This is a genomic window from Micromonospora sp. IBHARD003 (assembly GCF_056106285.1).
The window spans coordinates 2972238-2994663 of sequence record NZ_JBWBBX010000001.1 but is presented as its reverse complement, the minus strand read 5'-3'; the positions used below and the strand labels follow the sequence as shown (position 1 = coordinate 2994663).

Genomic DNA, 22426 nt, shown 5'->3' with positions numbered 1-22426 from the left:
CATACGTATGGGGCCCGCGTCCCAAGCCGGGATGCGGGCCCCATACCTGTGCGAGAACCGCTATGCGGTGTCCGGCGGGACGTCCGGCCGCGGGTCACCGGCGCAGGAGACCGGCCCGTCCGGCAGGACGCCGTCCATCAGATAGCGGTTGACGTGCTCGTCGACCTGGCTGTTGCCGGCGAACCCGTACAGCTCATGGCCACCGGAGTCGACGACCGTGATCAGCCGGTGGTCCAGCCGCTCTGCCATGGCCGTGGCTCCCTCGTGGTGGTCCAGCGGGTCACCGTCCGCCTGGACGACCAGCCCCGCGGGGTAGCCGTCCCGGCGGACCGGGGTGCGTTCCTCCGGAGCGGTGAAGGAGACGAAGGTCCCCACCCAGGGCTGTGCGCGCAGTACGCCGTAGCCGTACGGGCAGTGCTCCCGGAAGTGCCGCATGTCCCGGTAGTAGACCTCCAGTTCGGTGGGCCACGGGGTTTCGCAGGTCACCGCCTCCAGCACGGCCTCCCGCAGCCCGCCGCCCGATGAACCGGGCCGCCAGGCGGTCTGCCCGGCGAGCAGCGACCGGGCTTCCTCGGTGTTCCCCGTGCCCGCCGCCTTGCGCAGATCTCCGACGAGGAGGGCGAGGGTGTCCCAGCGCGGCCGAAGCGGCGCGAGGGAGCCCATGATGCCGTCGAAGGAGGTGCGCAGTACGGCGTCCTCGGTCAGCCCGGCGAGCAGTGCCGCGGTCTCCTCGACGGCGCCCAGCACCTGTTCGGCGTCCGTGCCCAGGCCGTAGCGGCCGGCACGCTGCCCCGCCCACTCGGCCCATATGTCGACGTTCTCCCGCACCGCCCAGGCCTGCGACATGAACTGCTGCCGCCAGTCCCAGTCGGGGTGGACCGAGGAGTCGAGGACGCTTCGGTCCAGGTGCGCGGGGAACAGGGTGCCGTAGACCGCGCCGACGAGCGTTCCGTAGGCGTAACCGACGAAGCTGATCCGCTCCTCGCCGAGGATCGCCCGGATCAGGTCCATGTCCCGTGCGGTGTTGCGGGTGCTGATGTGCGGGCGCAGCTCGCCGCCCATACGCCGGCAGCCCTCCTCGCGCGCCCGCATGTCCGCGGTGAGAGTGGCGAACGCGGAGTCCGGGGGCCGGGAGTCGAAGACACCCTGTGCCGGTGTGTCCTCGCTGTTGAGCCGGGTCGAGGCCCCGGTGCCGCGCGGGTCGAATCCGATCAGATCGTAGATCTCGTTGAGCGGGGTGGTCCGTACGAGCTCGACGGGCATCATCCGGCCGTGGCCGTTGTCGCCCCCAGGCCCGCCGTGGACGGACAGCAGGACACCGCGCCGCCGGGCGGCGTCCGCCGCCCGGCGCCTGCTGAGCGCTATCGAGATCCGCGGGCCGCCGGGATCGGCGTAGTCCAGCGGTACCTCGACGGAGGCGAGTTCGAGCCCGTCGTCCGCACCACTCGGTGTCCACTGCGGCTGCTGGGAGACGAACTCGCGCAGCTCTTCGGTGGGCCGTGGCGTCGGCATGGTCCGGCCTTCCGCGTTCAGGAGAGCTTGACCACGACGTTGCCGGTGTACTTACCGGCCAGCATCGAGATCAGCGCATCGGGAGCAGCGGAAACCCCGCCTTCGACGACGGTGTGCGGGAAGACGAACTTCCCTTCCCTCAGCCAGGTGCTGAAGGCCTCGTTCCACGCCCAGATCTGCTCGGGGGTGTGGTACGTCGCGAAGGGGCGGATGGAGATCTGGCGGACGATCGAGGTCATGATGTCCAGCCGCGGGAAGCCGCCGAGGCTGTCGCCGACCTGGCCGGCCAGCGCTCCGCAGAGGGCGAAGCGGGCGCCCTGGGCCGCGGCCTGGACGGCGGCCTCGAACTGCTCACCGCCGACGACGTCGAAGAAGACGTTGATGCCCTCGGGGGCCAGCTCCTTGAGGCGGTCGACGACCGGACCGTCGTGGTAGTCGAACGCGGCGTCGTAGCCGAGCTCCTCGACGAGGTAGTTCACCTTGGCCTTGCTGCCCGCGGAACCGATGACGCGCTTGGCACCGCGGTTCTTGGCGATCTGGCCCGCCAGCGAGCCCACACCGCCGGCCGCACCGGAGACGAAGACGACATCGCCTTCGCCGACCTCGGCGATGTCCACCATGCCGTGGTAGGCCGTCGGGCCCTGGCACAGATAGTGCAGCGTGCTGGGGAAGAGTCCGGCGTCCAGCTTCCAGAACCCGTCGGCGGGGCCGGTGGAGATCTCGCGCCAGCCGTCCGTGCTCGCCACCACGTCACCCGGGGCGAACTCCGGGTTGTCGGAACGGAGTACGGTGCCGACCGCCGAGCCCCAGAGGACCTCGCCGACCTGGAACAGAGGCATGGGCAGCTCGGCATCGGCCCGCATCAGATCCTGCATCACCGCGCTGACCTGCAGATAGTCATTGCGTACGACCAGCTCCCCGTCGCCCGGCTCGCGGACCGGAGCCTCGACGAGCTCGAAGTTCTTGGGAGTGAGCTCACCGTCGAGGTGGGACGCCAGTCGTACTTCCCTGGACGTCGAGGGGATTGCTTCGGTGGTCATTTCATGGCCTCCTGGTCGGAATCGATGCCTCTGCGAGTCTCCCGCGGGGCACTCGAGCCGCACTCGACCGGCGCGTGAATCCGCCCGGCCGGGGGAACCGAGGATCAGCCGGGCCGCTCGGCGAAGCGGATGTCATGCGTCTGCGCCCGGTCCGCGGCGAAGGCGAGGAGCTCCGCGCCCGACGCGGTCAGTGCGTCGATGTCCCCCTTGCGCAGGGGTTCGAACGGGGTCAGGGTCAGCGTCGCCGCGCGCCGCGCTTCGGTGATCTTCCAGCTTCCGCGGACGAAGCCGTCCACCAGAAAAGTGCCGGGGATCTGGGCGTTCTTGGTGTAGATGGCTTTGCGGGCGTCGTCGCTGATGACCCGGGAGCGGTCGGCGTGGGAGAGGATCAGATTGTCGAACTCGGCGACGAAGCGCGGGGCGACGGGGGTGTCGGGGTCCGGAAGCGGAGCGTCCGGAAGATCCAGCAGCTCGGCGCCGCTCTCGTCCCGGGCGACCCTGAGGCGGGGACGCATCGCGTCGGTCACCTCACGGAGCTGGGTCAGCCCGGACCAGGTCTGGATGTCCCGGACCGTGGCAGGCCCGAAGGCGGCCAGGTACCGCTCGACCATGGACTCGAGCGAGGGCCGGTAGCTGAGCGGGCTGCCGATCCAGGTCTGGGCGCGGGCGTAGGTCGGCTGCCCACTGGCGCCCCAGAGCCCGCGGGGCGGGATCTGGACGAGGGCCTCCACGAAGCGGACCACGTTGGCGAGTACGGAGGGCTGCCGGTCGGGCCACCGCTCCTGCAGCAGCTTGCCGAGTTCGGCCGCGCTGCGCGGCTGCTCCTCTATGAGGGCCAGTCCCGCGTCGGCGACCGTCCGGGGCGCGAGACCGTCGAGCTGCCTCCCGTACAGGGGGAGCACATCGCGGTCGAACAGCGGCTGGGTGAGGGGGCGCAGCGTCAGGCAGTCGGGTGCGGTGACCAGATGGACGGTGCCCCGCATCAGGGCGATACGGACCGCCTGCCGGGAGACGAGGAGCTCGGACAACTCCTCGTGGCGGAAGTCCTGGAGGCGTGTCCACAGCCCGACATAGGGCGCCTTGGGGGACTGGGCCTGCAGTCCCACCAGATGTTCCATCGCCTCCAGGGCTGTCTTCTTCACCCGCTCCAGCAGGAACTGGCGTGCCAGCAGGGCCCGGTTGAGAGCGCGGCGTCCGAGCACCGGACCCGGTGATGTGTGTGTGGGCATAGCGACTCAGCGTATCCGTCCCGTCCGTGCGCACCCATCGGCGCGACGGCCGCAATCCGTGTGGCCGACCCGTACTCGAGCGGCTCTCCAGTCAGTCCCCGGACGGTGGCCGGGATCCGCCGCGGTAGTCGGCCGCCGGCGGCACACGTGAGTGAGGGAGGGACGATGGCCGAGCAGCGATTCCAGCTGTACGACACGACCCTGCGGGACGGCACACAACAGGAAGGCCTGGTGCTGACGGTCGACGACAAGCTGGCCGTCGCGCGCCATCTGGATGCCTTCGGAGTGGGGTTCATCGAGGGGGGCTGGCCGGGTGCGGTGCCCAGGGACACGGAGTTCTTCCGGCGGGCGGTGGGGGAACTGCGGCTGGCCAACGCCCAGTTGGCGGCATTCGGCGCCACCCGCAGGCCGGGTGCGCTGGTCGCGGCCGACCCGCAGGTCCGGGCGCTGCTGGAAGCCGAGACCCCTGTGGTGACCCTGGTCGCCAAGAGCCACACCCGGCATGTGGAGCTGGCCCTGCGCACCACACTCGCCGAGAACCTCGCGATGATCGGCAGCACCGTACGGCATCTGGTGCAGGCGGGGCGGCGGGTGTTCGTCGACGCCGAGCACTACTTCGACGGCTACCGGGCCAACCGCGAGTACGTCCTCGAGGTGGTCCGCACCGCGGCCGAGGCCGGTGCCGAGGCCGTGGTGCTGTGCGACACCAACGGCGGCTCGCTGCCCGACGAGATCCGCGCCGTCGTGGCGGACACCCTGGGCATGACCGGCGCCCGGCTCGGCATCCACTGCCACGACGACTCCGGCTGTGCCGTCGCCAACACCCTCGCGGCGGTGGACGCCGGCGCGAGCCATGTCCAGGGCACGGCCCACGGCTACGGTGAGCGCTGCGGCAACGCCAACCTCTTCACCGTCGCCGCCAACCTCGTCCTCAAGCGGGGCCGCACGGATGTCGTACCCGGCCACCGGCTCCGCGACATGGCCGCCGCCGGCCGCGCCATCAGCGAGCTGACCGGGGTGCACGCCAACCCGGCCGCACCGTACGTCGGTGCCTCCGCCTTCGCCCACAAGGCGGGGCTGCATGCGTCGGCACTGCGCGTCGACCCCGATCTGTACCAGCACATCGACCCGGCCCGGGTCGGCAACTCCATGCGCACCCTGGTCTCCGACATGGGCGGCCGCTCCTCCATCGAGCTCAAGGCCCGCGAGCTGGGTTACGAGGTCTCCGCCGGGTCGGACCCGGTCGCACGGGCGGCCGCCAGGATCAAGGAGCTGGAAAGCCGCGGCTACAGCTTCGAGTCCGCCGACGCCTCCTTCGAGCTGCTGCTGATGGAGGAGCTGGCGGGCGGCCGGCTGGACCTGCCCTTCGAGGCCGAGAGCTGGCGGGTGGGGGTCGAGCGGAGCCCCGGTGGCGAGGTCTGCACCGAGGCGGCCGTACGGCTCACCGTCGACGGGGCGCCGCTCAGCGCGACCGGCACCGGCAACGGGCCCGTCAACGCCCTGGACCGGGCGCTGCACCAGGCGCTCGACCCGTACTTCCCCGAACTGGCCGCTCTGGAACTGGTCGACTACCAGGTCCGGGTCATGGGCGGCGGCTCGGGCAGCGCCGCGGCCGCCCGGGTTCTCATCACCTTCACCGACGGACGGCGCCGCTGGGGAACCGTCGGCGTCGACGAGAACACGGTCGCCGCCTCCTGGCTCGCCCTGCTCGACGCGGTCTTCCACGTCCTGCTGACCGGGCGCGGGGCCGGCCACCGCAGCGCGGTCCCGGCTGTTGCGGCCGTGAGCTGACGCCCCGAAGACACTCTGGAGTGGCTGTGCGAGTGGAAGAGATCTTCATACGGGGGACCGGAGTCCGGCTTCCCTCGTCCTTATCGGTCGCCGACGCCGTCGCGGCGGGGGCCTGCCCGCCCCAGGTCGCCGTGAGCACGGCGATGGCCTCCGTGGCGTACTCACCCGACGAGTCCGCCGCGGAGATGGCCGCCCATGCCGCCCGCACCGCCCTGCGGCGGGCGAGCAGCGCCCCCGAGGACATCGACCTCGTCCTGCACGCCGACACCTACCACCAGGGCCAGGACCTGTGGCCCGTCGCCTCCTTCATCCAGCGTGAGGCACTCGGCAACACCTGCCCGGCCCTGGAGATCCGCCAGATGTCCAACGGCGGCCTGGCCGCACTCGACCTGGCCACCGCCTATCTCACCGCGGGACACGGCACCTGCGACGCTCTGCTGACCACGGCCGACCGCTTCTGCGAACCGGGCATCGACCGGTGGCGCACCGACCCCGGCACGCCCTACGCCGACGGAGCCACCGCCCTGGTGCTCTCCCGGCGCGGCGGCTTCGCCCGGCTGCTGTCGCTCGCCCTGCTGGCCGACCCGGAACTGGAACCCCTGCACCGCGGCGACGAGCCCTTCACCCGAGCCCCGTTCGGCCACCGCATGCCCGTCGACTTCGACGAGGCCAAGCGCGCCTTCATCGGCCGGGTCGGCATGTCGTACGCCATCACCCGCGCCCACAACGGACAGCAGTCCGTCGTCAAACAGGCGCTGGCCGACGCGGGGATGGAACTGGCCGACGCCTCCTGGGTGCTCCTGCCCCACTTCGGACGCCGCCGACTGCAGTCCATCTACTACCAGCCGTTCGGCATCGACCCCGCCCGCACCACCTGGGAGTGGAGCCGGACCGTCGGACACCTGGGAGCCGGCGACCAGTTCGCCGGCCTGGACCACCTCGTGGTCTCCGGCCGCGCAAGGCCCGGCGACCGCTGCGTCCTGATCAGCGTCGGCGCCGGATACAGCTGGGGCTGCGCCGTACTGGAGATCACCGAGCAGCCCTCCTGGGCCGGCAACTGACCGGGTCCACCTCCGCTCGAGCCCGCTTCGAGCGCCTCTCTGTCACTCTGAACCGGCCGCTTTCACGGCCGCACTGAAGGGAAGGTACGCCGTGGCGACCGCTACGCCCGACACGTCGGCAACCCACGTCACCGAGCACGCCGTCACCGTCTCCGCCTCCGTCTCCACCGTCTACGAACTGATCGCGGACGTCTCCGCCTGGCCCCAGGTCTTCGGCCCCACCGTCCATGTCGAGGTCATCGAGGAGGCTCCCGAGGGCGGCGGCGAGCAGTTGCTGCGCATCTGGGCCATCGCCAACGAGCAGGTCCGCACCTGGACCTCCCGGCGGGTGCTCGACCCCGAAGCCCGCACCATCACCTTCCGCCAGGTCGTCCCGGCCGCGCCGGTCGCCTCCATGGGCGGCGCCTGGCGCCTCGACCCCGTCGACGACGGCACCACGCGGGTCGTGCTGCTGCACGACTACCGCGCGGTGGACGACGACCCCGCCGCCGAGGAGCTCATCGAGCGGGCCGTCGACCGCAACAGCCGCGCCGAGCTCGCCGCGCTCAAGAACGTCGCCGAGCTGGGCGAGGCGCGCGACGAACTGCACTTCACCTTCAGCGACTCCGAGACGATCGCGGGCGCCGCCGGCGACGTCTACGCTTTCCTGGACCGGGCCGACCTGTGGCCCGAGCGGCTGCCGCACGTGGCGCGCCTCGACCTCAGCGAGGACGAGCCGGGCATCCAGCACATGGACATGGACACCCGCAGCCCGGACGGCTCCCTGCACAACACCACATCCGTACGGGTCTGCTTCGACGACCGCCGCACGATCGTCTACAAGCAGCTGAGGGTGCCCGTCGCCATGAGCGGCCACACCGGCCGCTGGGTGATCGAGTCTCTCGGCGACGGCACGGTCAGGGCCACCTCCTGGCACACCGTGACCCTCGACCCCGAGGGCGTGCGCAGCGCGCTCGGCCCGCAGGCCACTCTCGCGGAGGCCCGAGCGCTGGTCCGCAAGGCACTCGGCACCAACAGCTCCACCACCCTGCGCCACGCCAAGGAGTTCGCGGAGGGCACGCGTGCCGGAACGTGATCCGAACGGACCGGTCACCGTCATCAACCGGTTCGAGGTCAAGGGCGATGTCGCCGAGTTCGAGCGGGAGTTCCGTCTGCACTCGCAGTTCCTGCGCCATCGCCCAGGCTTCGACTTCCTGGTGACGGTCCAACTGGTCGACCAGCCGGGGGTGTACGTCCACCTCGGTCACTGGCGCCGGCTGAGCGGCTTCCTGGACACCGTCCACGACGACACCTTCGTCGCCCACGTCCAGCGGCTCGGCCCGCTGGTGCGTACCGAGGCCGACCAGGCCCTGAGCGTCGGGCGCACCCTGAGGGAGAAGGCGGCCGTCGGAGACTCGGCCGTCGTCCTCATCCGGGCCCATGTGCTGCAGGACTACGCCGGGTTCGAGAAGCGGTACGCGGCGTTCGGCGAGGTCTGTGCGGCCCTCGGCGGCTTCGGCGGCAGCGATCTGCTCCGCTCGACGATCCGGCCGCTGTCCTACACCGGCGTCCAGTGGTGGCGTGACGCCGAACACTGCACCGCCGCCCTGGACTCCGGCGGCTGCCGCGCGGCGCTCGACGGCCTCGCCGAACTCGCCGACGTCACGGTCGAACGGAGCCGGCACCTGGCCTATGAGCGCGTGATCGACTGACCGCGGTGGCAGGGGCCCATGTCTAGGCGGACGCACGTCCCCGCCCCCTCCGGGGGCGTGCGTCCGCCGCCCCCGCACTTCCCGCCTCCCGGCGTCCCCGCGATTCCCGGCCGTCTCCCCGACCCCACCCCCTGCCGCCGCCCGCGACGGATCCTCGGCCCCTGTCCGTGCAGCCCGCGAGCCCCCCTCGAGCGCCCGGGCGCAGTCTTCCTCCATGGCAGAAGAGACAGGAATCACCGTGCTGCGCGGCCTGCCGGACGCGGCGGAACTCGCTGCCGTGACCGCCGTGCTGCTGGCGATACTGCGCAGCCGGGCGCGGCAGACCGACGGGCCCGAGCCCGCCGCTTCCGCCGGCTGGAGCGTCAGGGGCAGCGGTGGACAGGTCCCGGCGGCCTGGTCCGCCCGGCAGAAGGGGGGACTGCGGTGACCGGACACCGGATCTTCATGGACACCTTCCAGGCTCGCGCGGCCGAGGCACCGGAGCGGGACGCCCTCGTCCTGCTCACGGAGCACGACGGGCAGCTGCGGCCGACGAGCGTGACCTACGGGGACCTCGACACACAGGCCCGTGCGCTCGCCGCCAGGCTCAGCGCCCATGCGTCCCCCGGCGACCGCGTGCTGATCCTGCAGTCCTCCCGGCGGCTGTTCGCCACCTCGTTCCTGGCCTGCCTCCATGCCCGGCTCGTCGCCGTCCCCGTACCGCCGCCCGGCGGCCGGGGCCACCACGACGAGCGCATCGCCGGCATCGTCAAGGACGCGGCGGCGAGCTGTGTGCTCACCGAGACCCGCCATGCTCCCGATGTGTCCCAACTGCTGGCTCGCACCGGCTTCGGAGCGGTGACCTGCCTGCTCGCGGACATCACTCCCGCAGGCGCGGCACAGCCCGGTCCGGCACCGGCCCCTCCCGGCCCTGACGAGGTCGCGTATCTGCAGTACACCTCGGGATCCACCCGGGAACCGCGCGGTGTGATGGTGACCCACCGCAATCTCGTCGCCAACCAGGAGGCCATCCGGCGCGCCCTGGGCACCGACTCCGGCTCCCGGTTCGGCGGCTGGCTGCCCCTGCACCACGACATGGGACTCGTCGGCCAGCTGCTGCACCCGCTGTGGCTGGGCACGACGACGGTGATGCTCTCCCCGCAGACCTTCGTCAAGAAGCCCTTCCACTGGCTCGACACGGTGTCCCGGTACGGCCTCACGGTCAGCGGTGCCCCCGACTTCGCCTATGAGCTGTGCCTGCGCAGGATCAACGACACCCAGCTCGCCGCGCTCGACCTCGGGCACTGGCGGCACGCCGTCAACGGCGGCGAACCGGTCCACCCCGGCACGCTCGTGGCCTTCGCCGAACGGTTCGCAGCGGCGGGGCTGAGGCCCGGGGCGCTCACTCCCGCCTACGGGCTCGCGGAGGCGACCCTGCTGGTCTCCGCCGGCCGCAGGGCCCGTACCGCCACCTCCGCCAGGTTCGCCGCGGCGTCGGGCGGACACCCGTCCGTGCCCTGCGGCGAGCCGGCGTCTGCGGAGATCCGGATCGTCGATCCGGGCACCCGCACGGAGCTTCCCGACGGCCGGATCGGTGAGATCTGGGTGCGCGGCGACAGCGTCGCCCTGGGCTACTGGGGCCGCCCCACCGAGACCGCGGAGGCCTTCGACGCCTCCCTCGCGGGACGGGGTGGGTATCTGCGCACGGGCGACCTCGGGATGATGGCGGCAGGATCCCTCCATGTCACCGGGCGCCTCAAGGACATGATCGTGGTCGCCGGCCGCAATCTGTACCCGCAGGACCTGGAACGCACCGTCCAGCAGGTCAGCGGTCTGTTCGGCCCCGCCACCGCCTTCGCCGTCCCGGCCGACCGTGAACGTGTCGTCGTCGTCCAGGAGCTGCGTGCCCGCAGCCAGTACGACATCGACCTCGACTCGCTCGCCGCCGCCGTGGAGGCCCGGATCGGCGAGGAGCACGAAGTGCGCACCGGGGGACTGCTGTTCGTGCGGCCCGGCACCGTTCGCCGCACCACCAGCGGCAAGGTCGAACGCGCCGCGATGCGCCGGATGTTCCTGCGCGGCGAACTCAGTCCGCTGCACCAGCGGATCGACCGCGAGGTCGAGCGGCTGCTGGCCGCGGGGACCGGATCATGAGGCCCGTGCGGGAACGCATCGACGCGCTCGAGAGCTCCTTCGGCCCGCTCGACGATCCCACCGACCCGCTCGGAGGGGCCGCGTTCGTCGCGGCCGACGCGGCGGGCGAGGTGCCGCCCGCCGCCGAGGCCGTACTCGACCGGTACGGACTGAACGAGGAGTTCGTGCCGGTCGAGTACGGCGGCAGGCTGCGGAGGATGGACGAGCTGGGCAGGGTGCTGCGCCCCGTCTTCCGAAGGGACGCGTCGCTCGGTTTCGGTTACGGTCTGAACTGCTTCTTCGCCGCCACCCCGGTCTGGACCGCGGGGAGCGAGGAACACCGGCGGTTCGCCGCCGGACTGCTCCTCGGCGGGGACCGGATCGCCGTCGCCCGGCACGGAGTGGCCCACGGCAACGACTTCGTACGGGACGAGTTCACCGGGGCCCCCGCAGCCGGCGGCGGGCTGCTGCTCAGCGGCAGCAAGACCGGGATCGCCAACGCCTCACGCGCCCGCGGCCTGGTGGTCTTCGCCCGCACCGGTCCGCCCGGACAGGCCCGCAGCCACACCGTGCTCTTCCTGGACCGCGAGGCCCTGCCGCCCGGCCGGGTCACCGACCTGGGGCGGCGGGCCACCACAGGGATGCGCAGCGCCGAGTTCGGGGGACTGAGCATCGACGAATGCCCGGTCCCGCAGTCGGCCCTGGTCGGCGGGCTCGGCGGCGGCTACGAACTGTCGCTGCGCTCCTCCCTGGTCATCCGCGGACTGATCCCGTCGATCGTCCTCGCGGGCGCCGACACGGCACTGCGCACGGTGGCGGCGTTCGCCGTCCGCCCGAGGTCCGACGGACGCTCCTCGCTCGACGTCCAGCATGTACGGGACGTACTGACCGGGGCGTTCCTCGATCTGCTGCTGACCGACTGCCTCGCGCTGGTCGCCACCCGGGCCCTGCATCTGCTGCCCAAGCAGATGAGCGTGTACGCGGCGGCCGCCGCCTATCTGGCGCCCAAGCTCGCGGCGGAAGCCATGGACGAGATGTCGGCGGTCCTCGGCGAGGCGACCTTCGCGGAGGAAGGCGCCTACGCGATGTTCCAGAAGCAGCTGAGGGACCTGCCCGTCACCTCGCTCGGCCATGCGGGCAGCGCGGGGCGGCAGGTCAGCATCCTGCCCCAGCTGCCCTTCTTCGCCCAGCACGCCTGGTTCGCCGACCCCGAGCCGCCGGCCGGGCTGTTCCGGCTGCACGAGGAACTGCCGCCGCTCGACCTCGCACAGCCCGCGCTGCTCGGCGACGCCGACCCACTGGCGGCCACCCTGGTGGCGAGCACCGATCTGTTCGAGGCGGCCCCGGTGCCGCGCCATGGCAGGGACGCGGGGGTGCTGCGTTTCCTCACCCGCGCCTTCGCCATCGAACTGGACGATCTGCGCAAGGCGTTCGCAGACATCCCGCAGGGTGACCGCAGAGCGCTGGCCAGTCCGCACAGCCTCGGCCTGGCCGACCGCTACACGCTGGTGCTGGCGGCGGCGGCCTGTCTGGGGGTGTGGCGCGAGCAGCAGGCGGCCGGTGCCGAGGCGGACCGCTTCCTCGCCGACACGGCCTGGCCGGCGGCGGCGCTGTACCGGCTCTGCCGGCGGCTCGGTCTGGCACTGCCCGACCGGCCGGCCGCCGCGGAGCAGCGGGTCCTCGCCGAGGTGCTCGCCAGGCTGCACGGCCGCCGCAGCTACGACCTGTACGCGTCCCCGCTGGCCTGACCGCCGGCTGCGCTTCCTCCCGCCCCGCACGTGAGCACTTCCCCCCCGCCTTTCCCTGGATCGCCCCCGCCCCATCCCCGTTGTCCCCCCATCCCTGCTCTTCCCCCCGCCCGCCCGAAGGAGCACACCATGTCCCCGCAGGAACGTGACGATCACGGTGACGTCCACCGTGAATGGCTGCTGGAGCGGCTCGGCCACTACCTCGCCCGGCCGGTGGACGACTCGGTGCCGCTGGTCGAGTACGGCCTCGATTCGGTCGCGGCGCTGAGCCTCTACGGAGACATCGAGGAGGAGTTCGGACCCCTCATCGACCTGGACGACATCTGGGCCTACCCGACCGTGCGGGAGCTCGCCCGGCACATGGCCTCGCGCGATGTCCACAAGAGTGTCGGCGAGGTGCGGGTCGCCTTCGTCTTCACCGGACAGGGCTGCCAGCACGCGGGGATGACCTCCGCGCTCTATCTGAACTCCAGCAGTTACCGTAGCCAGCTCGACGAGGTCGCCGACGCCCTCTTCCCGTATCTCGGGCTCTCGGTCGTCGACCTGATCCTCAGCGAGGACCCGCGCATCCACCAGACGGCGTACACCCAGCCCACCCTCTACGCCGTCGAGTACGCCCTCGCCCGCACCCTCGAGACCGTCGGGGTGGTACCGGTGGCCGTGCTGGGCCACGGCATCGGGGAGTACGCGGCGGCGGCCGTCGCGGGGGCGCTCGGCCCGGCCGACGCGGCCAAGCTGATCGCGCTGCGCGGAGCCTTCATGCAGTACCTGCCGTCCGGCGGCGGCATGATGGCGGCCTGCATCTCGCCCTACGAGGTCGCCGAACTGGTCGCGAACGAGCCGGGCGTGGGCATCAGCGCCCTCAACGCGGCCAAGTCGACCGTACTCTCCGGCGATGTCGCCGGGCTGGAACGGATCGAGGACGGGCTCGCCGCCCGCGGCATCAAATGCCGGCACCTGCCGGTGACGCATGCCTTCAACTCGCCGCTGATGGAGCCGATGGTGCCGAAGTTCGAGGCCGTCGCGCGCCGGGTGCCCGGCGGCGCAGCCCGGCTGCCATTCTACTCGACCGTGTACGGGCGGCTCACCACCGAGCCGCTCTACGCGTCGTACTGGACCGAGCAGCTCACCGCGCCCATCCGGTTCGCGGACGCGGTCCGCAACATGCTGGCGCAGCAGACGCCCACGCACATCGTCGAGATCGGCCCGCGTCCGGTGCTCACCCCCTATATGCGCCGGATGGGCAGCCCGACCTGCATCCCCATGTGCCCGCGGCCGGACACCGACGCCGTGGACCTGGCAGGGGTGATCTCCGCGCTGGACGCCGGTCCGCTGGCCGCCGCACCCGCGGGGGCCTGAGTGACCACCCGCATCGGACGGCCGCTCCCCGCCCTCGGCCCCTCGGGGCCCTGGGACCGCGTCGGGGACGAACTGGTCCGCACCGGGAGCGTCCTGGTGTACGGCACGATGCGCGGCTGGCTGCCGCGCGGCGAGACGGACTCGGTGCGCCGCATACTCGGCCGCGACTGGGGGCGTTACGAGAACCTCACCCGGCAGGGGATGCGGGACCGGTTCGTCGCCTCCAGGCTGTTCCTCCGCCACACCGCGGCGGCGGTGCTGGAGACCACACCGGACCTGGTCGACCTTTCCTACCGGCCGGGTGGCCGGCCGTATGTGCGCGGCTGCGACCAGATCGACGTCAGCCTCAGCCACACCGAGGACATGATGGTCGTCGCGGTCACCCGCCGGGGACGGATCGGCGTCGACGTGGAGCGTGCCGACCGCAGGCTGGCGCACACCGGGTCGGAGCAGCAGGCCTGCACCCCGTTCGAGACGGAGCTGCTGGACGAGGGCGGCGAGGAGGCGCGCAACGACACCCTGGTGCGGCTGTGGACCCTCAAGGAGGCGTACAGCAAGGCCCTCGGTCAGGGACTGCGCTTCCGCTTCACCGAGTTCGGGTTCGATCTGCGCGCGGCGGCGGCCCGGCTGGTGCGGCCCGACGGCACCCGGGCGGCAGGCGACGAGTGGACCTTCGGCACCTTCGGCGTCGGTGAGCGCTATGTGGTCAGCGCGGCCGTCCACGACACGGGCTTCGGGGACGTCGCGGACCTGTCGGTGGCGACGATGCTGGACGAGGGGCTCTTCGACACCCTGCTGGGGCTGCCCGGTCCCGTTGCGGCGGATTCCGGGTCCGCGAACGCCGGATCAGGGGATCCAGCCCGCTTCCTCGGCGATCCGGATCGCGTCGATGCGGTTGCGGGCACCGAGCTTGGTGACGATCGCCGTGAGGTAGTTGCGGACGGTGCCCTTGGACAGGAACAGACAGCCGGCGATCTCGGCGGCGTCCGCGCCCTGGGCGGCGAGACGTAGTACCTCCAGCTCCCTGGGCGAAAGCGGGTTCTCCGGAGAGTCCCAGGCACTGAGGGCCAGTTGGGCGTCGACCACGCGCCTGCCCGATGCCACCGCGCGTACGGCCTCGGCGAGTTGGTCCGGAGGAGAGTCCTTCAGCAGGAACCCGGTGACATGGGCCGTCAGGGCACGGCGCAGTGTGCCGGGACGGCCCAGGCTGGTGAGGATCAGCGTCCGGCAGCTGGGCAGCTGTTCATGCAGTTCGGCGGCGGCGGTGAGGCCGTCGGTGCCGGGCAGGTCGATGTCGATGATGGCCACGTCCGGTCTCGAGTCGAGCGCGGCCTTCACGATGGTGTCCCCCCGGTCGACGGAGGCAACGACCTCCAGATCGGGTTCCAGCTCCAGGAGCGCGACCAGTGCACCCCGAATCATGTGCATGTCCTCGGCGAGAAGAATCTTCACGCACAGCATCAGTTCCCCCGGGCGAATCAGTCGTCTTGCTCAAGCGGCTGTCCTCTCGCCGGCGTGCGGTCCGGTGCCCTGTGATGCGTCGTCCCCGGTCTCCGGTCCGCGGCCGTACGGGCGCGTACGCCTCGAGGTGGAAGCGGCCGTCTTCGTGCAGTTCGGCGGTGAGCATGCCGCCGGTCTCCGTGAAGCCGGACGCTGTCCGGCCCGCTGCTCGCCGGCCGCTTCCGGTGTCGAGGCCTTGCCGTACTGTGCTCCAACGTTGACGGGGCTGAGAAGGACCACTCCGTCGTCACGCGGAGATGCTGCACCTTTGTACCTTACTGTGTCGCAGTATGTTGGTCACACCCTCACGGAGCGCGGTCGTGAGGACGGTGTGGGCGGCCGGCGGAGACGGCCGCAGTCGATGTCGACACCGGCCTGGACGCCGGGGATCGCCGGGCAGTGGGGGAGTCCGTGGACGACGGTGCCGCGGAGCACGCCGGAGACGACGGGGCGCGCCAAGGTCAAGCGGCGATCCTCTCGCCGGCGCGCGGTCCGGTGTCCTGTGATTCGTCGTCTCCGGTCCGCGGCCGTACGGGCGCGTACACCTCGAGGTGGAAGCGGCCGTCCTCGCGCAGTTCGGCGTTGAGCCGGCCGCCGATCTCCGTGAAACGCTGCCGGAGGTTGTCCAGCCCGCTGCTCGCCGGCCGTCCCGGTGCCGGGGGTTTGCCGCTGTGCTGCTGTGCTCCGTCGTTGACGAGGCTGAGCAGGACCGTCCCCGCGTCGACGGTGGCGGAGATGCTGCACCTCTGTACCTTGCTGTGCCGCAGGATGTTGGTGACCCCTTCACGGAGCGCGGTGGCGAGGACGGTGTCGACGATGGGGTGGAGACGGCCGCAGTCGATGTCGACGTCGGCCTGGACATCGGCGGCGGACAGGATCACGGCCGCCGACTCCGCTTCGTCGCGCAGGGACATGTTGCGGTAGCCGCTGGAGACGAGGCGTACGTCGGCGAGGGCCTGGCGGGTCACCCGGAGCAGATCCGCGGTCTCCTCGCGGGCGTCTTCGGGGCGGGCGTTGATCAGGCGGTGTATCAGTTCGCCCTTGAGGGCTATGGCGGAGAGGCTGTAGCCGAGCAGGTCGTGCAGATCGCGCGCGAACCGCAGCCGTTCCTGGATGACCGCCATCCTGGCCATTTCCGCGCGCTGGGCGTGCAGTTCGTGGACGAGGTCGGTCATCTTGCTGAGTCCGTAGATGACGATGCCGCAGAGGACTCCGCCGATCAGGAAGTACGCGACCTGGGTGGCGGGTTCCGCTATCACGGCCGCGTAGACCGGGATGCTGACCGCCACCGGGACGAACAACGCCCAGGCGGCCCGGGGTGGGAGCGTGAGCAGCACGGTGGCGGCCAGTGGTCCCTGCATGCTCCCCCAGGTGAGCCCGTACCAGAACAGGGGCAGATAGGTCAGCAGTGCCTGCAGGATGAGCACGGCGACTTTGCGACGTGTGCTCCAAGTGCGCGCCGACGGCCTGGAGATGGCGAACTGCACCATGAAGACGACCACGACAAGGACGAGACAGACGGTGACGCGCGGTGTGGTCGGACCACCCCAGCGCAGCACGTTCAGGACCGTCGCGATCGCGTAACACAGCAAGGCGAGAACGGTGATGGCTCGCGCCATCCGAGGAGCCGGCAGGTCCATGCGGATTCTTCGCTCGGCGGATTCCGCACGTGTGCGGCCGGACTCCGGCTCCCTGCCCGACATGCTCCCACCGAGTTTCCTGCCTTTTGTTGAATCCGGGACAGCATTTCGGGAGCGGTCCGGCATCTCAGCCTCCTCGAGGGACTGTGGCTGGACCGCATGCTAATGACGAAAGCGGGATGGTGTCCGGCCTACCCGACGACACCCCGGGTTTCAGACGAAGAGGAAAACCGGGTTCAACTCCTCGTACGGTGTGGCGCGATCACACCATCCCCTCTCCACCGGTACGTCGAAGAGCCGGCCCGGTGCGAACCGCGCCCAGAAGGGGCGCAGACCGGGCACCACGACCTTGACCACGGGCAGCCCCACGTCGGGCCTGGTCTGGTCGAGTACCAGCAGTTTCATGCCCCGGGCCCGAACCGCGGATTCCGCCGCCGCGACATCCGCCCGCAGGTCCGCCCGGGGGACGTAGACGTAGTCCCCGGGACCCTTCGCCGACTCCCCGGGATCGGGCAGCACATACGGCTGATTTTCGACGGTCGCCGTGCCCCACCACTCCAGCAACTCCGTTGGCAATCCGGGCTTTCCGCGCAGCGGCTCACCCATGTCCGGGGGCGGGAGCAGCTGGCACATCTCCGTGACCGCCCGGCGCAGTGCCAGCCGGGGATCGAAATGAGCCCCGAAGCCGAAGGAGATCCTCTGCGCCGGTCCGTCGTCGGTCCGGGACACCGCGCCCATCACGGGGATGCCGAAGTCCGCGGTGAGATCGAGCACCCACAGCGAACGGCCCGTCTTCGCGTACGCCGCCCGGGTCCTGGCGAGCCATGGCTCGTCGAAGGCGTCGAGGTCGACCGCGGGACGCCGCAGCCGGTTGTACCACCACAGTGCCACCGCGTCGCGTTCCACCAGCTCCAGGAAGCCCTGGACGACGGCGTCCTCCAGACTCGCCCCCGCCGCGTTGCCGTTGGAGTCGGCCCACGGCGCGCGCTCGATGCCGTCCGGACCTGAACCGAAGTACAGCATCGACGTCGGCAGCAGCCGGTGGCGGTCCTCGGTGAGCGACCACACCGGGGTCCACTCGACCGGCGCCCGCTCGTCGAAGCGCGGCGGCACCGCGTGCATCGGGGCATGGCTCGCGTTCCAGCGGTCGCGGTCGTGGAACTGCCGGTCGGCGAAGAGCTGGACGGCGTTCGGGTGCACGGCCTCCCCGCCGAGCGCCCTGAACGAGTCCCGTATCACCGGCTCATCGCAGTGCCGTGTACCGCAGTAGCGTTCCAGCGCCTCGCACAGCGCGCCCGCCTGCGCCTCCTCCGGGGTGACGCCCTTGCCGCCACTGTGGGCGCGCAGACCCGCCGCCGAATGGCCGCGCCAGGCCAGATTCCGCCCGGACACCCAGTGGTTGAGCCCGTCGGGCGTCCCCGGCGACGGCCGCAGCGACGACACCACACCGGTGACCGGATCGACCAGGTGCCGGTAGCGCGCGAGCACCTCGCCGGGCGGCAGGGCGCGGTGGTTGCTGCCGGTCTCCTCGGCTTTGGGCCGGGACACCAGAACCACCGGGCGTCGTGCCTGTTCGGCGACGAGCCCCGGATCGCCGCACTCGGCGCACTGGGGGCGCCTGGTCACCTGATGGTGGTGGGTGCGCAGGGCGCGGGTGTCCAGCGTGCACACGGCACCCTGGCCCTCGTAGCGCATCCCGGCCGCCCACTTCAGCGTCTCGAGCACCGTCGTGTGCAGCCCCACCATCCGTACCGCCGTCAGCGAAGCCTCCGGCAGCGGCACCGGGCCCGGCAGCCCCAGGGCATGCCGGACCGGTGCCTCGGACGAGCGGTGGCCGCGCAGCCGGTGCGCCAGACAGGACCAGCACGGCCCGCCGTCCGCGCCGAACACCGGACCCACCCACACCTCGGGACCGCACGGGCGGGCCAGCAGCCACGGCCGCCCCGCCGCCCGGTACCCCGCGTCCACCTCGGCCAGCGCGGGGTCGAGATAGTCGTCGCACAGCACCAGGCCGAAGGCGGCCGTGTCCGCCGAAGCGGCCAGGGCCAGCCCGGCGGCCAGGCACTCGGCCCTGGCCGCCGCGCCGTCCGTCCGCCCCAGCGGCACCACCTGCACGGGTGTCGCGGCGACCGCCGCCGCGACACCGGGACCGCCGATACCGGCGAGCTCCCAGTACGCCTCGGCGGCCGAGTCCGCACCCGGGTCCCGGTAGCCGACGAGGTCGGCCCGGGCCAGCGCGGCGATCACCCGCCCCGCTTCCGCCGCCGGCACCGCCGACGACGCCTCGGCGATCACTGCCGGGAGGGTGCGCGTCCCGTCGAGGAGCGGCGCCAGGGCGACGGCCTGCTGTCCCCGCAGCACCGTGGTGCCGCGCTCCGACAGCAGATACACCGCCTCCCCGGCCACCGTCTCCACGCGCAGATGGCGCTTGAACCCCACCGGAAGACCGGCTGGCGCCGGATCCGGGACGGTCACGAGAGCCCCGTCAGGGCTGTCGTACTGATGCAGACCCGGCAAGAGGAAGTGATCGAAGCCGCCGCGTCGTCGAAGCTCTCCAGCATGACGCCCAGCGGGCGTCCCGTGTGCTCGTCCAGATAGACCGGCTCCGCCGCGCCCAGGCCGAACTCGGCCAGGACGGAGAGCGGGTCGGTGGTGTACCGCAGCGCCAGGTCGGGCTCGAGGCCCGCGCGAGCGGTGAGCAGTGCCAGACGGTGATCGTCGGCCTGCGTTGACGGGGCCTTGGCGGGTGCGAGCGTGGTCGAGCCGATCATGGGTTCCCCTCCCGAGTCAGTCGTACGAGTTTTCGTCGACGTCCTGTGGCTCAGGATTGTGCGGTGCGGCTCTCGCAGTGGCCCAGTGCCCGGTTCACCATCGCGGTATGACATTTTCATGTCCGCCTTCATGACCCGCTCACTGGGGCACGACCGCGGCTGATGCGAGTCTCGACCCTTAGCGGAATTCCGCACCGGGCAACGGCGCGGGACACGGGGAATCGAGGCAAAGGGGAACGAAAGATGGAGATCAATGTTCTGGGACCGCTCGCCGCCATCGAGCACGGAGTCTCCGTGGTCCCCACCGCGGGCAAGCCGCGCCAGATCCTCGCGCTCCTTGCCCTGCAGGCCGACCGGGTCGTCACCGTGCCGACCCTGATGGAGGAGATCTGGGGTGAGGAGATCCCGCGCAGCGCGGCGACGACGCTCCAGACGTACATCCTGCAGCTCCGCCGCAAGATCGCCGCGGCGCTGGACGGCGATCCGCACCGGCACGCGAAGGACGTGCTGGTCACCCAGCACGGCGGCTATCTGCTCCAGGTCCAGCCGGGCCGGGTGGACGCGCAGGAGTTCGGCCGGCTGGCGTCTTCCGGGCGCGACGCCCACGAGGCCGGTGACCACCACGCGGCGTCCGAACTGCTGGGCAGGGCGCTGAAGATGTGGCGCGGGCCCGCCCTCGTCGACGTCCGCGTCGGCAGTGTGCTCGAACTGGAGGTCCTCGGGCTCGAGGAGGACCGGATGGCCGCGCTCGAGCGGCGCATCGACGCCGACCTGCGCCTTGGCCGGCACACCGAGATCGTGCCCGAACTGCGGGTCCTGGTCGCCAAGCACCCGATGCACGAGAACTTCTGCGCCCAGCTGATGACCGCCCTGCACCGTTCGGGCAGCGCCTGGCGCGCACTGGAGTCGTACCAGCGGCTGCGCACCACCCTCATAGACGAGCTCGGTCTGGAGCCGTCGCCCCGGCTCCAGCGCTTGCACCAGGCCATCCTGTCGTCGGACCCGGAGCTGGACCTGAACGTGCCGGCCACCGGCTGACCGGTTCCGCGCGGACCACCGGGCGGTCCCGCCCGGACCGGTCCGGCCGGACGGCCGGCGTATCTCCTCCACCGCGTTTCGAGGAGGCGTTCCTACGTTCGGTCAATGACGATCCTCGACGAGATCACGGTCACCGCGGCGGCTCCGGACCTGCGCCGCTCCACCGACGAACTGCGCCGGCTCAAGGAAGAGGTGAGCCGCGGCCCCGACCCGGCCGCCACCCGGCGCCAGCACGAGAAGAACAAGCTCACCGCGCACGAACGTCTGGAACTCCTCTTCGACGAGGGCACGTTCACCGAGATCGAGCCGCTGCGCCGGCACCGGGCCACCGGCTTCGGCCTGGAGGTCCGCAAACCCCACGGGGACGGGGTGATCACCGGCTGGGGCCTGGTCCACGGCCGTACCGTCTTCGCCTACGCCCATGACTTCAGGGTGTTCGCCGGAGCGCTCGGCGAGGCGCACGCCGCGAAGGTCCACAAGGTCATGGATCTCGCCGAGGCCGCGGGCGCGCCCCTCGTCAGCCTCAACGACGGTGCGGGGGCCCGTATCCAGGAAGGGGTCACGGCCCTCGCCGGCTACGGCGGCATCTTCCGCCGCAATGTCGCGGCCTCCGGGGTCATCCCCCAGATCAGCGTGATGCTCGGCCCCTGCGCCGGCGGCGCGGCCTACTCGCCCGCCCTCACCGACTTCGTGTTCATGGTCCGTGAGAGCGCGCAGATGTTCATCACGGGTCCCGATGTGGTCCAGGCCGTCACCGGCGAGAAGATCACCCACAACGGGCTCGGCGGGGCCGATGTGCATGCCACCACCTCCGGCGTCTGCCACTTCGCCTACGACGAGGAGGCCGCCTGCCTGGAGGACGTGCGCTTCCTGCTCGCCCTGCTGCCCTCCAACAACCGTGAGCTGCCTCCCGCCGTGGCCTGCGACGACCCGGCCGACCGGCGCACCGACGCGCTCACGGAGCTGGTGCCGGCCGATCCCGGCCGCTCCTACGACATCCGCGCCGTCATCGAGGAGGTCGTCGACGACGGCGAGTTCCTGGAGGTGCACGAGACCTGGGCGCAGAACGTCGTGTGCGCCCTCGCCCGGCTCGACGGGCACCCGGTGGGCATCGTCGCCAACCAGCCCGCCTCGCTCGCCGGGGTGCTCGACATCCACGCGTCGGAGAAGGCCGCCCGTTTCGTGTCCTTCTGCGACTCGTTCAACATCCCGCTCGTCACCCTCGTCGACGTACCGGGCTTCCTGCCCGGTGTCGACCAGGAGCACGGCGGCATCATCCGGCACGGCGCCAAGCTGCTGTACGCGTACTGCAACGCCACCGTGCCCAGGATCTCCCTCGTGCTGCGCAAGGCCTACGGCGGCGCCTACATCGTCATGGACTCCCGTTCCATCGGCGCCGACCTCTCCTTCGCCTGGCCCACCAACGAGATCGCCGTGATGGGCGCCGAGGGCGCCGCCAACGTCATCTTCCGGCGTGAGATCGCCGCCGCGGACGATCCGGAAGCGCTGCGGGCCCAGCGCATCGAGGAGTACAGGTCCGAGCTCATGCACCCGTACTACGCGGCCGAACGGGGGCTCGTCGACGACGTCCTGGACCCCGGTGACACCCGCAGCGTCCTCATCCGTTCGCTGGCCATGCTGCGCACCAAGCGGGCCGAAGTGCCCGCCCGCAAGCACGGGAACGTGCCGACGTAGTGGGCCTTCCGGCAGATCCACGCGCACGCGAGCCACGGTCGAGAGCACAGCCGTTCCATGGCTGGACCGAGGCCGGCGGCAAGCCACGAGCGAGCCGCCGGACCGGTGCCCGGCCGGCCGGGGTGGGGAGGACCTGACCCTGAACCGCCCCGGCCGCCGCATCGATTCAGGAGCGTCACGGACGAAAGGGATCGACAGTGACCCCCACAGTTCCAGCCGGCTGGTGCGCGGTGGCGCAC

The 22426-nt window shown here is 71.5% G+C and carries 18 protein-coding genes and 1 pseudogene; 11 read left to right on the top strand and 8 right to left on the bottom strand.

All coding sequences use genetic code 11. From position 1 onward, the window contains the following. Positions 1-60: 60 nt before the first annotated feature. The 3 genes from ACTWOL_RS13340 to ACTWOL_RS13330 form a co-directional block, all read right to left on the bottom strand. Complete coding sequence (locus tag ACTWOL_RS13340; protein ID WP_474296884.1) at positions 61-1512, bottom strand: alpha/beta fold hydrolase; 1452 nt, start codon at positions 1510-1512, stop codon at positions 61-63. A 17-nt stretch (positions 1513-1529) separates the two neighbouring features. Then, positions 1530-2552, bottom strand: coding sequence for a zinc-binding dehydrogenase (locus ACTWOL_RS13335; RefSeq protein ID WP_474296883.1), 1023 nt, complete (start codon positions 2550-2552; stop codon positions 1530-1532). 104 nt (positions 2553-2656) lie between these two features. Continuing rightward, positions 2657-3781 (bottom strand): winged helix DNA-binding domain-containing protein, encoded by a 1125-nt coding sequence (locus tag ACTWOL_RS13330; RefSeq protein WP_474296882.1) that lies wholly within the window; start codon positions 3779-3781, stop codon positions 2657-2659. Between the two features lie 165 nt (positions 3782-3946). Between ACTWOL_RS13330 and cimA the strand changes: the two genes are divergently transcribed. From cimA to ACTWOL_RS13285, 9 genes and pseudogenes are all read left to right on the top strand, one after another. Continuing rightward, positions 3947-5572, top strand: coding sequence for a citramalate synthase (gene cimA / locus ACTWOL_RS13325; protein ID WP_474296881.1), 1626 nt, complete (start codon positions 3947-3949; stop codon positions 5570-5572). Between the two features lie 20 nt (positions 5573-5592). Continuing rightward, positions 5593-6633: a ketoacyl-ACP synthase III family protein gene (locus tag ACTWOL_RS13320; protein WP_474296880.1), complete on the top strand. Its 1041-nt coding sequence runs from the start codon at positions 5593-5595 to the stop codon at positions 6631-6633. Between the two features lie 91 nt (positions 6634-6724). Continuing rightward, positions 6725-7708, top strand: a complete 984-nt coding sequence (locus ACTWOL_RS13315; protein WP_474296879.1) for an aromatase/cyclase — start codon at positions 6725-6727, stop codon at positions 7706-7708. Further along, positions 7695-8324 (top strand): antibiotic biosynthesis monooxygenase family protein, encoded by a 630-nt coding sequence (locus ACTWOL_RS13310; protein ID WP_474296878.1) that lies wholly within the window; start codon positions 7695-7697, stop codon positions 8322-8324. Before ACTWOL_RS13315 ends, ACTWOL_RS13310 begins: the two co-directional genes overlap by 14 nt. 214 nt (positions 8325-8538) lie before the next feature. Beyond that, positions 8539-8751 carry an acyl-CoA carboxylase subunit epsilon gene (locus tag ACTWOL_RS13305; RefSeq protein ID WP_474296877.1) on the top strand — a complete coding sequence of 71 codons (213 nt, stop codon included), beginning with the start codon at positions 8539-8541 and terminating at the stop codon, positions 8749-8751. Then, positions 8748-10457 (top strand): fatty acyl-AMP ligase, encoded by a 1710-nt coding sequence (locus ACTWOL_RS13300; protein ID WP_474296876.1) that lies wholly within the window; start codon positions 8748-8750, stop codon positions 10455-10457. The genes ACTWOL_RS13305 and ACTWOL_RS13300 overlap by 4 nt, the downstream gene beginning before the upstream one ends. A gap of 5 nt (positions 10458-10462) precedes the next feature. Further along, positions 10463-12184, top strand: a complete 1722-nt coding sequence (locus tag ACTWOL_RS13295; protein ID WP_474296875.1) for an acyl-CoA dehydrogenase family protein — start codon at positions 10463-10465, stop codon at positions 12182-12184. 129 nt (positions 12185-12313) lie between these two features. After that, the gene (locus ACTWOL_RS13290) at positions 12314-13543 is read left to right on the top strand and encodes an acyltransferase domain-containing protein (RefSeq protein ID WP_474296874.1); all 1230 of its coding nucleotides are present in this window, start codon (positions 12314-12316) and stop codon (positions 13541-13543) included. Between the two features lie 108 nt (positions 13544-13651). Next, positions 13652-14242 (top strand): annotated as a pseudogene (locus ACTWOL_RS13285) (4'-phosphopantetheinyl transferase family protein); the annotation flags it as partial. A 147-nt stretch (positions 14243-14389) separates the two neighbouring features. Here ACTWOL_RS13285 and ACTWOL_RS13280 read toward each other — a convergent pair. The 5 genes from ACTWOL_RS13280 to ACTWOL_RS13260 all read right to left on the bottom strand — a co-directional run bounded on the left by ACTWOL_RS13280 (position 14390) and on the right by ACTWOL_RS13260 (position 19454). Then, positions 14390-14995, bottom strand: a complete 606-nt coding sequence (locus ACTWOL_RS13280) for a response regulator transcription factor (RefSeq protein ID WP_474296873.1) — start codon at positions 14993-14995, stop codon at positions 14390-14392. Positions 14996-15340: 345 nt separating this feature from the next. Then, on the bottom strand, positions 15341-15508 hold the full coding sequence (locus ACTWOL_RS13275) for a hypothetical protein (RefSeq protein ID WP_474296872.1): 168 nt from the start codon (positions 15506-15508) through the stop codon (positions 15341-15343). Then, positions 15505-16662, bottom strand: coding sequence for a sensor histidine kinase (locus ACTWOL_RS13270; protein WP_474296871.1), 1158 nt, complete (start codon positions 16660-16662; stop codon positions 15505-15507). Before ACTWOL_RS13270 ends, ACTWOL_RS13275 begins: the two co-directional genes overlap by 4 nt. Positions 16663-16896: 234 nt before the next feature. Further along, complete coding sequence (locus ACTWOL_RS13265; RefSeq protein ID WP_474296870.1) at positions 16897-19158, bottom strand: TOMM precursor leader peptide-binding protein; 2262 nt, start codon at positions 19156-19158, stop codon at positions 16897-16899. Continuing rightward, complete coding sequence (locus tag ACTWOL_RS13260; protein ID WP_474296869.1) at positions 19155-19454, bottom strand: hypothetical protein; 300 nt, start codon at positions 19452-19454, stop codon at positions 19155-19157. The genes ACTWOL_RS13265 and ACTWOL_RS13260 overlap by 4 nt, the downstream gene beginning before the upstream one ends. Positions 19455-19697: 243 nt before the next feature. Here ACTWOL_RS13260 and ACTWOL_RS13255 point away from each other — a divergent pair, with 243 nt between their 5' ends. Further along, positions 19698-20492, top strand: a complete 795-nt coding sequence (locus ACTWOL_RS13255) for an AfsR/SARP family transcriptional regulator (RefSeq protein WP_474296868.1) — start codon at positions 19698-19700, stop codon at positions 20490-20492. A 105-nt stretch (positions 20493-20597) separates the two neighbouring features. After that, complete coding sequence (locus tag ACTWOL_RS13250) at positions 20598-22187, top strand: acyl-CoA carboxylase subunit beta (protein ID WP_474296867.1); 1590 nt, start codon at positions 20598-20600, stop codon at positions 22185-22187. The last annotated feature ends 239 nt before the right edge of the window (positions 22188-22426 follow it).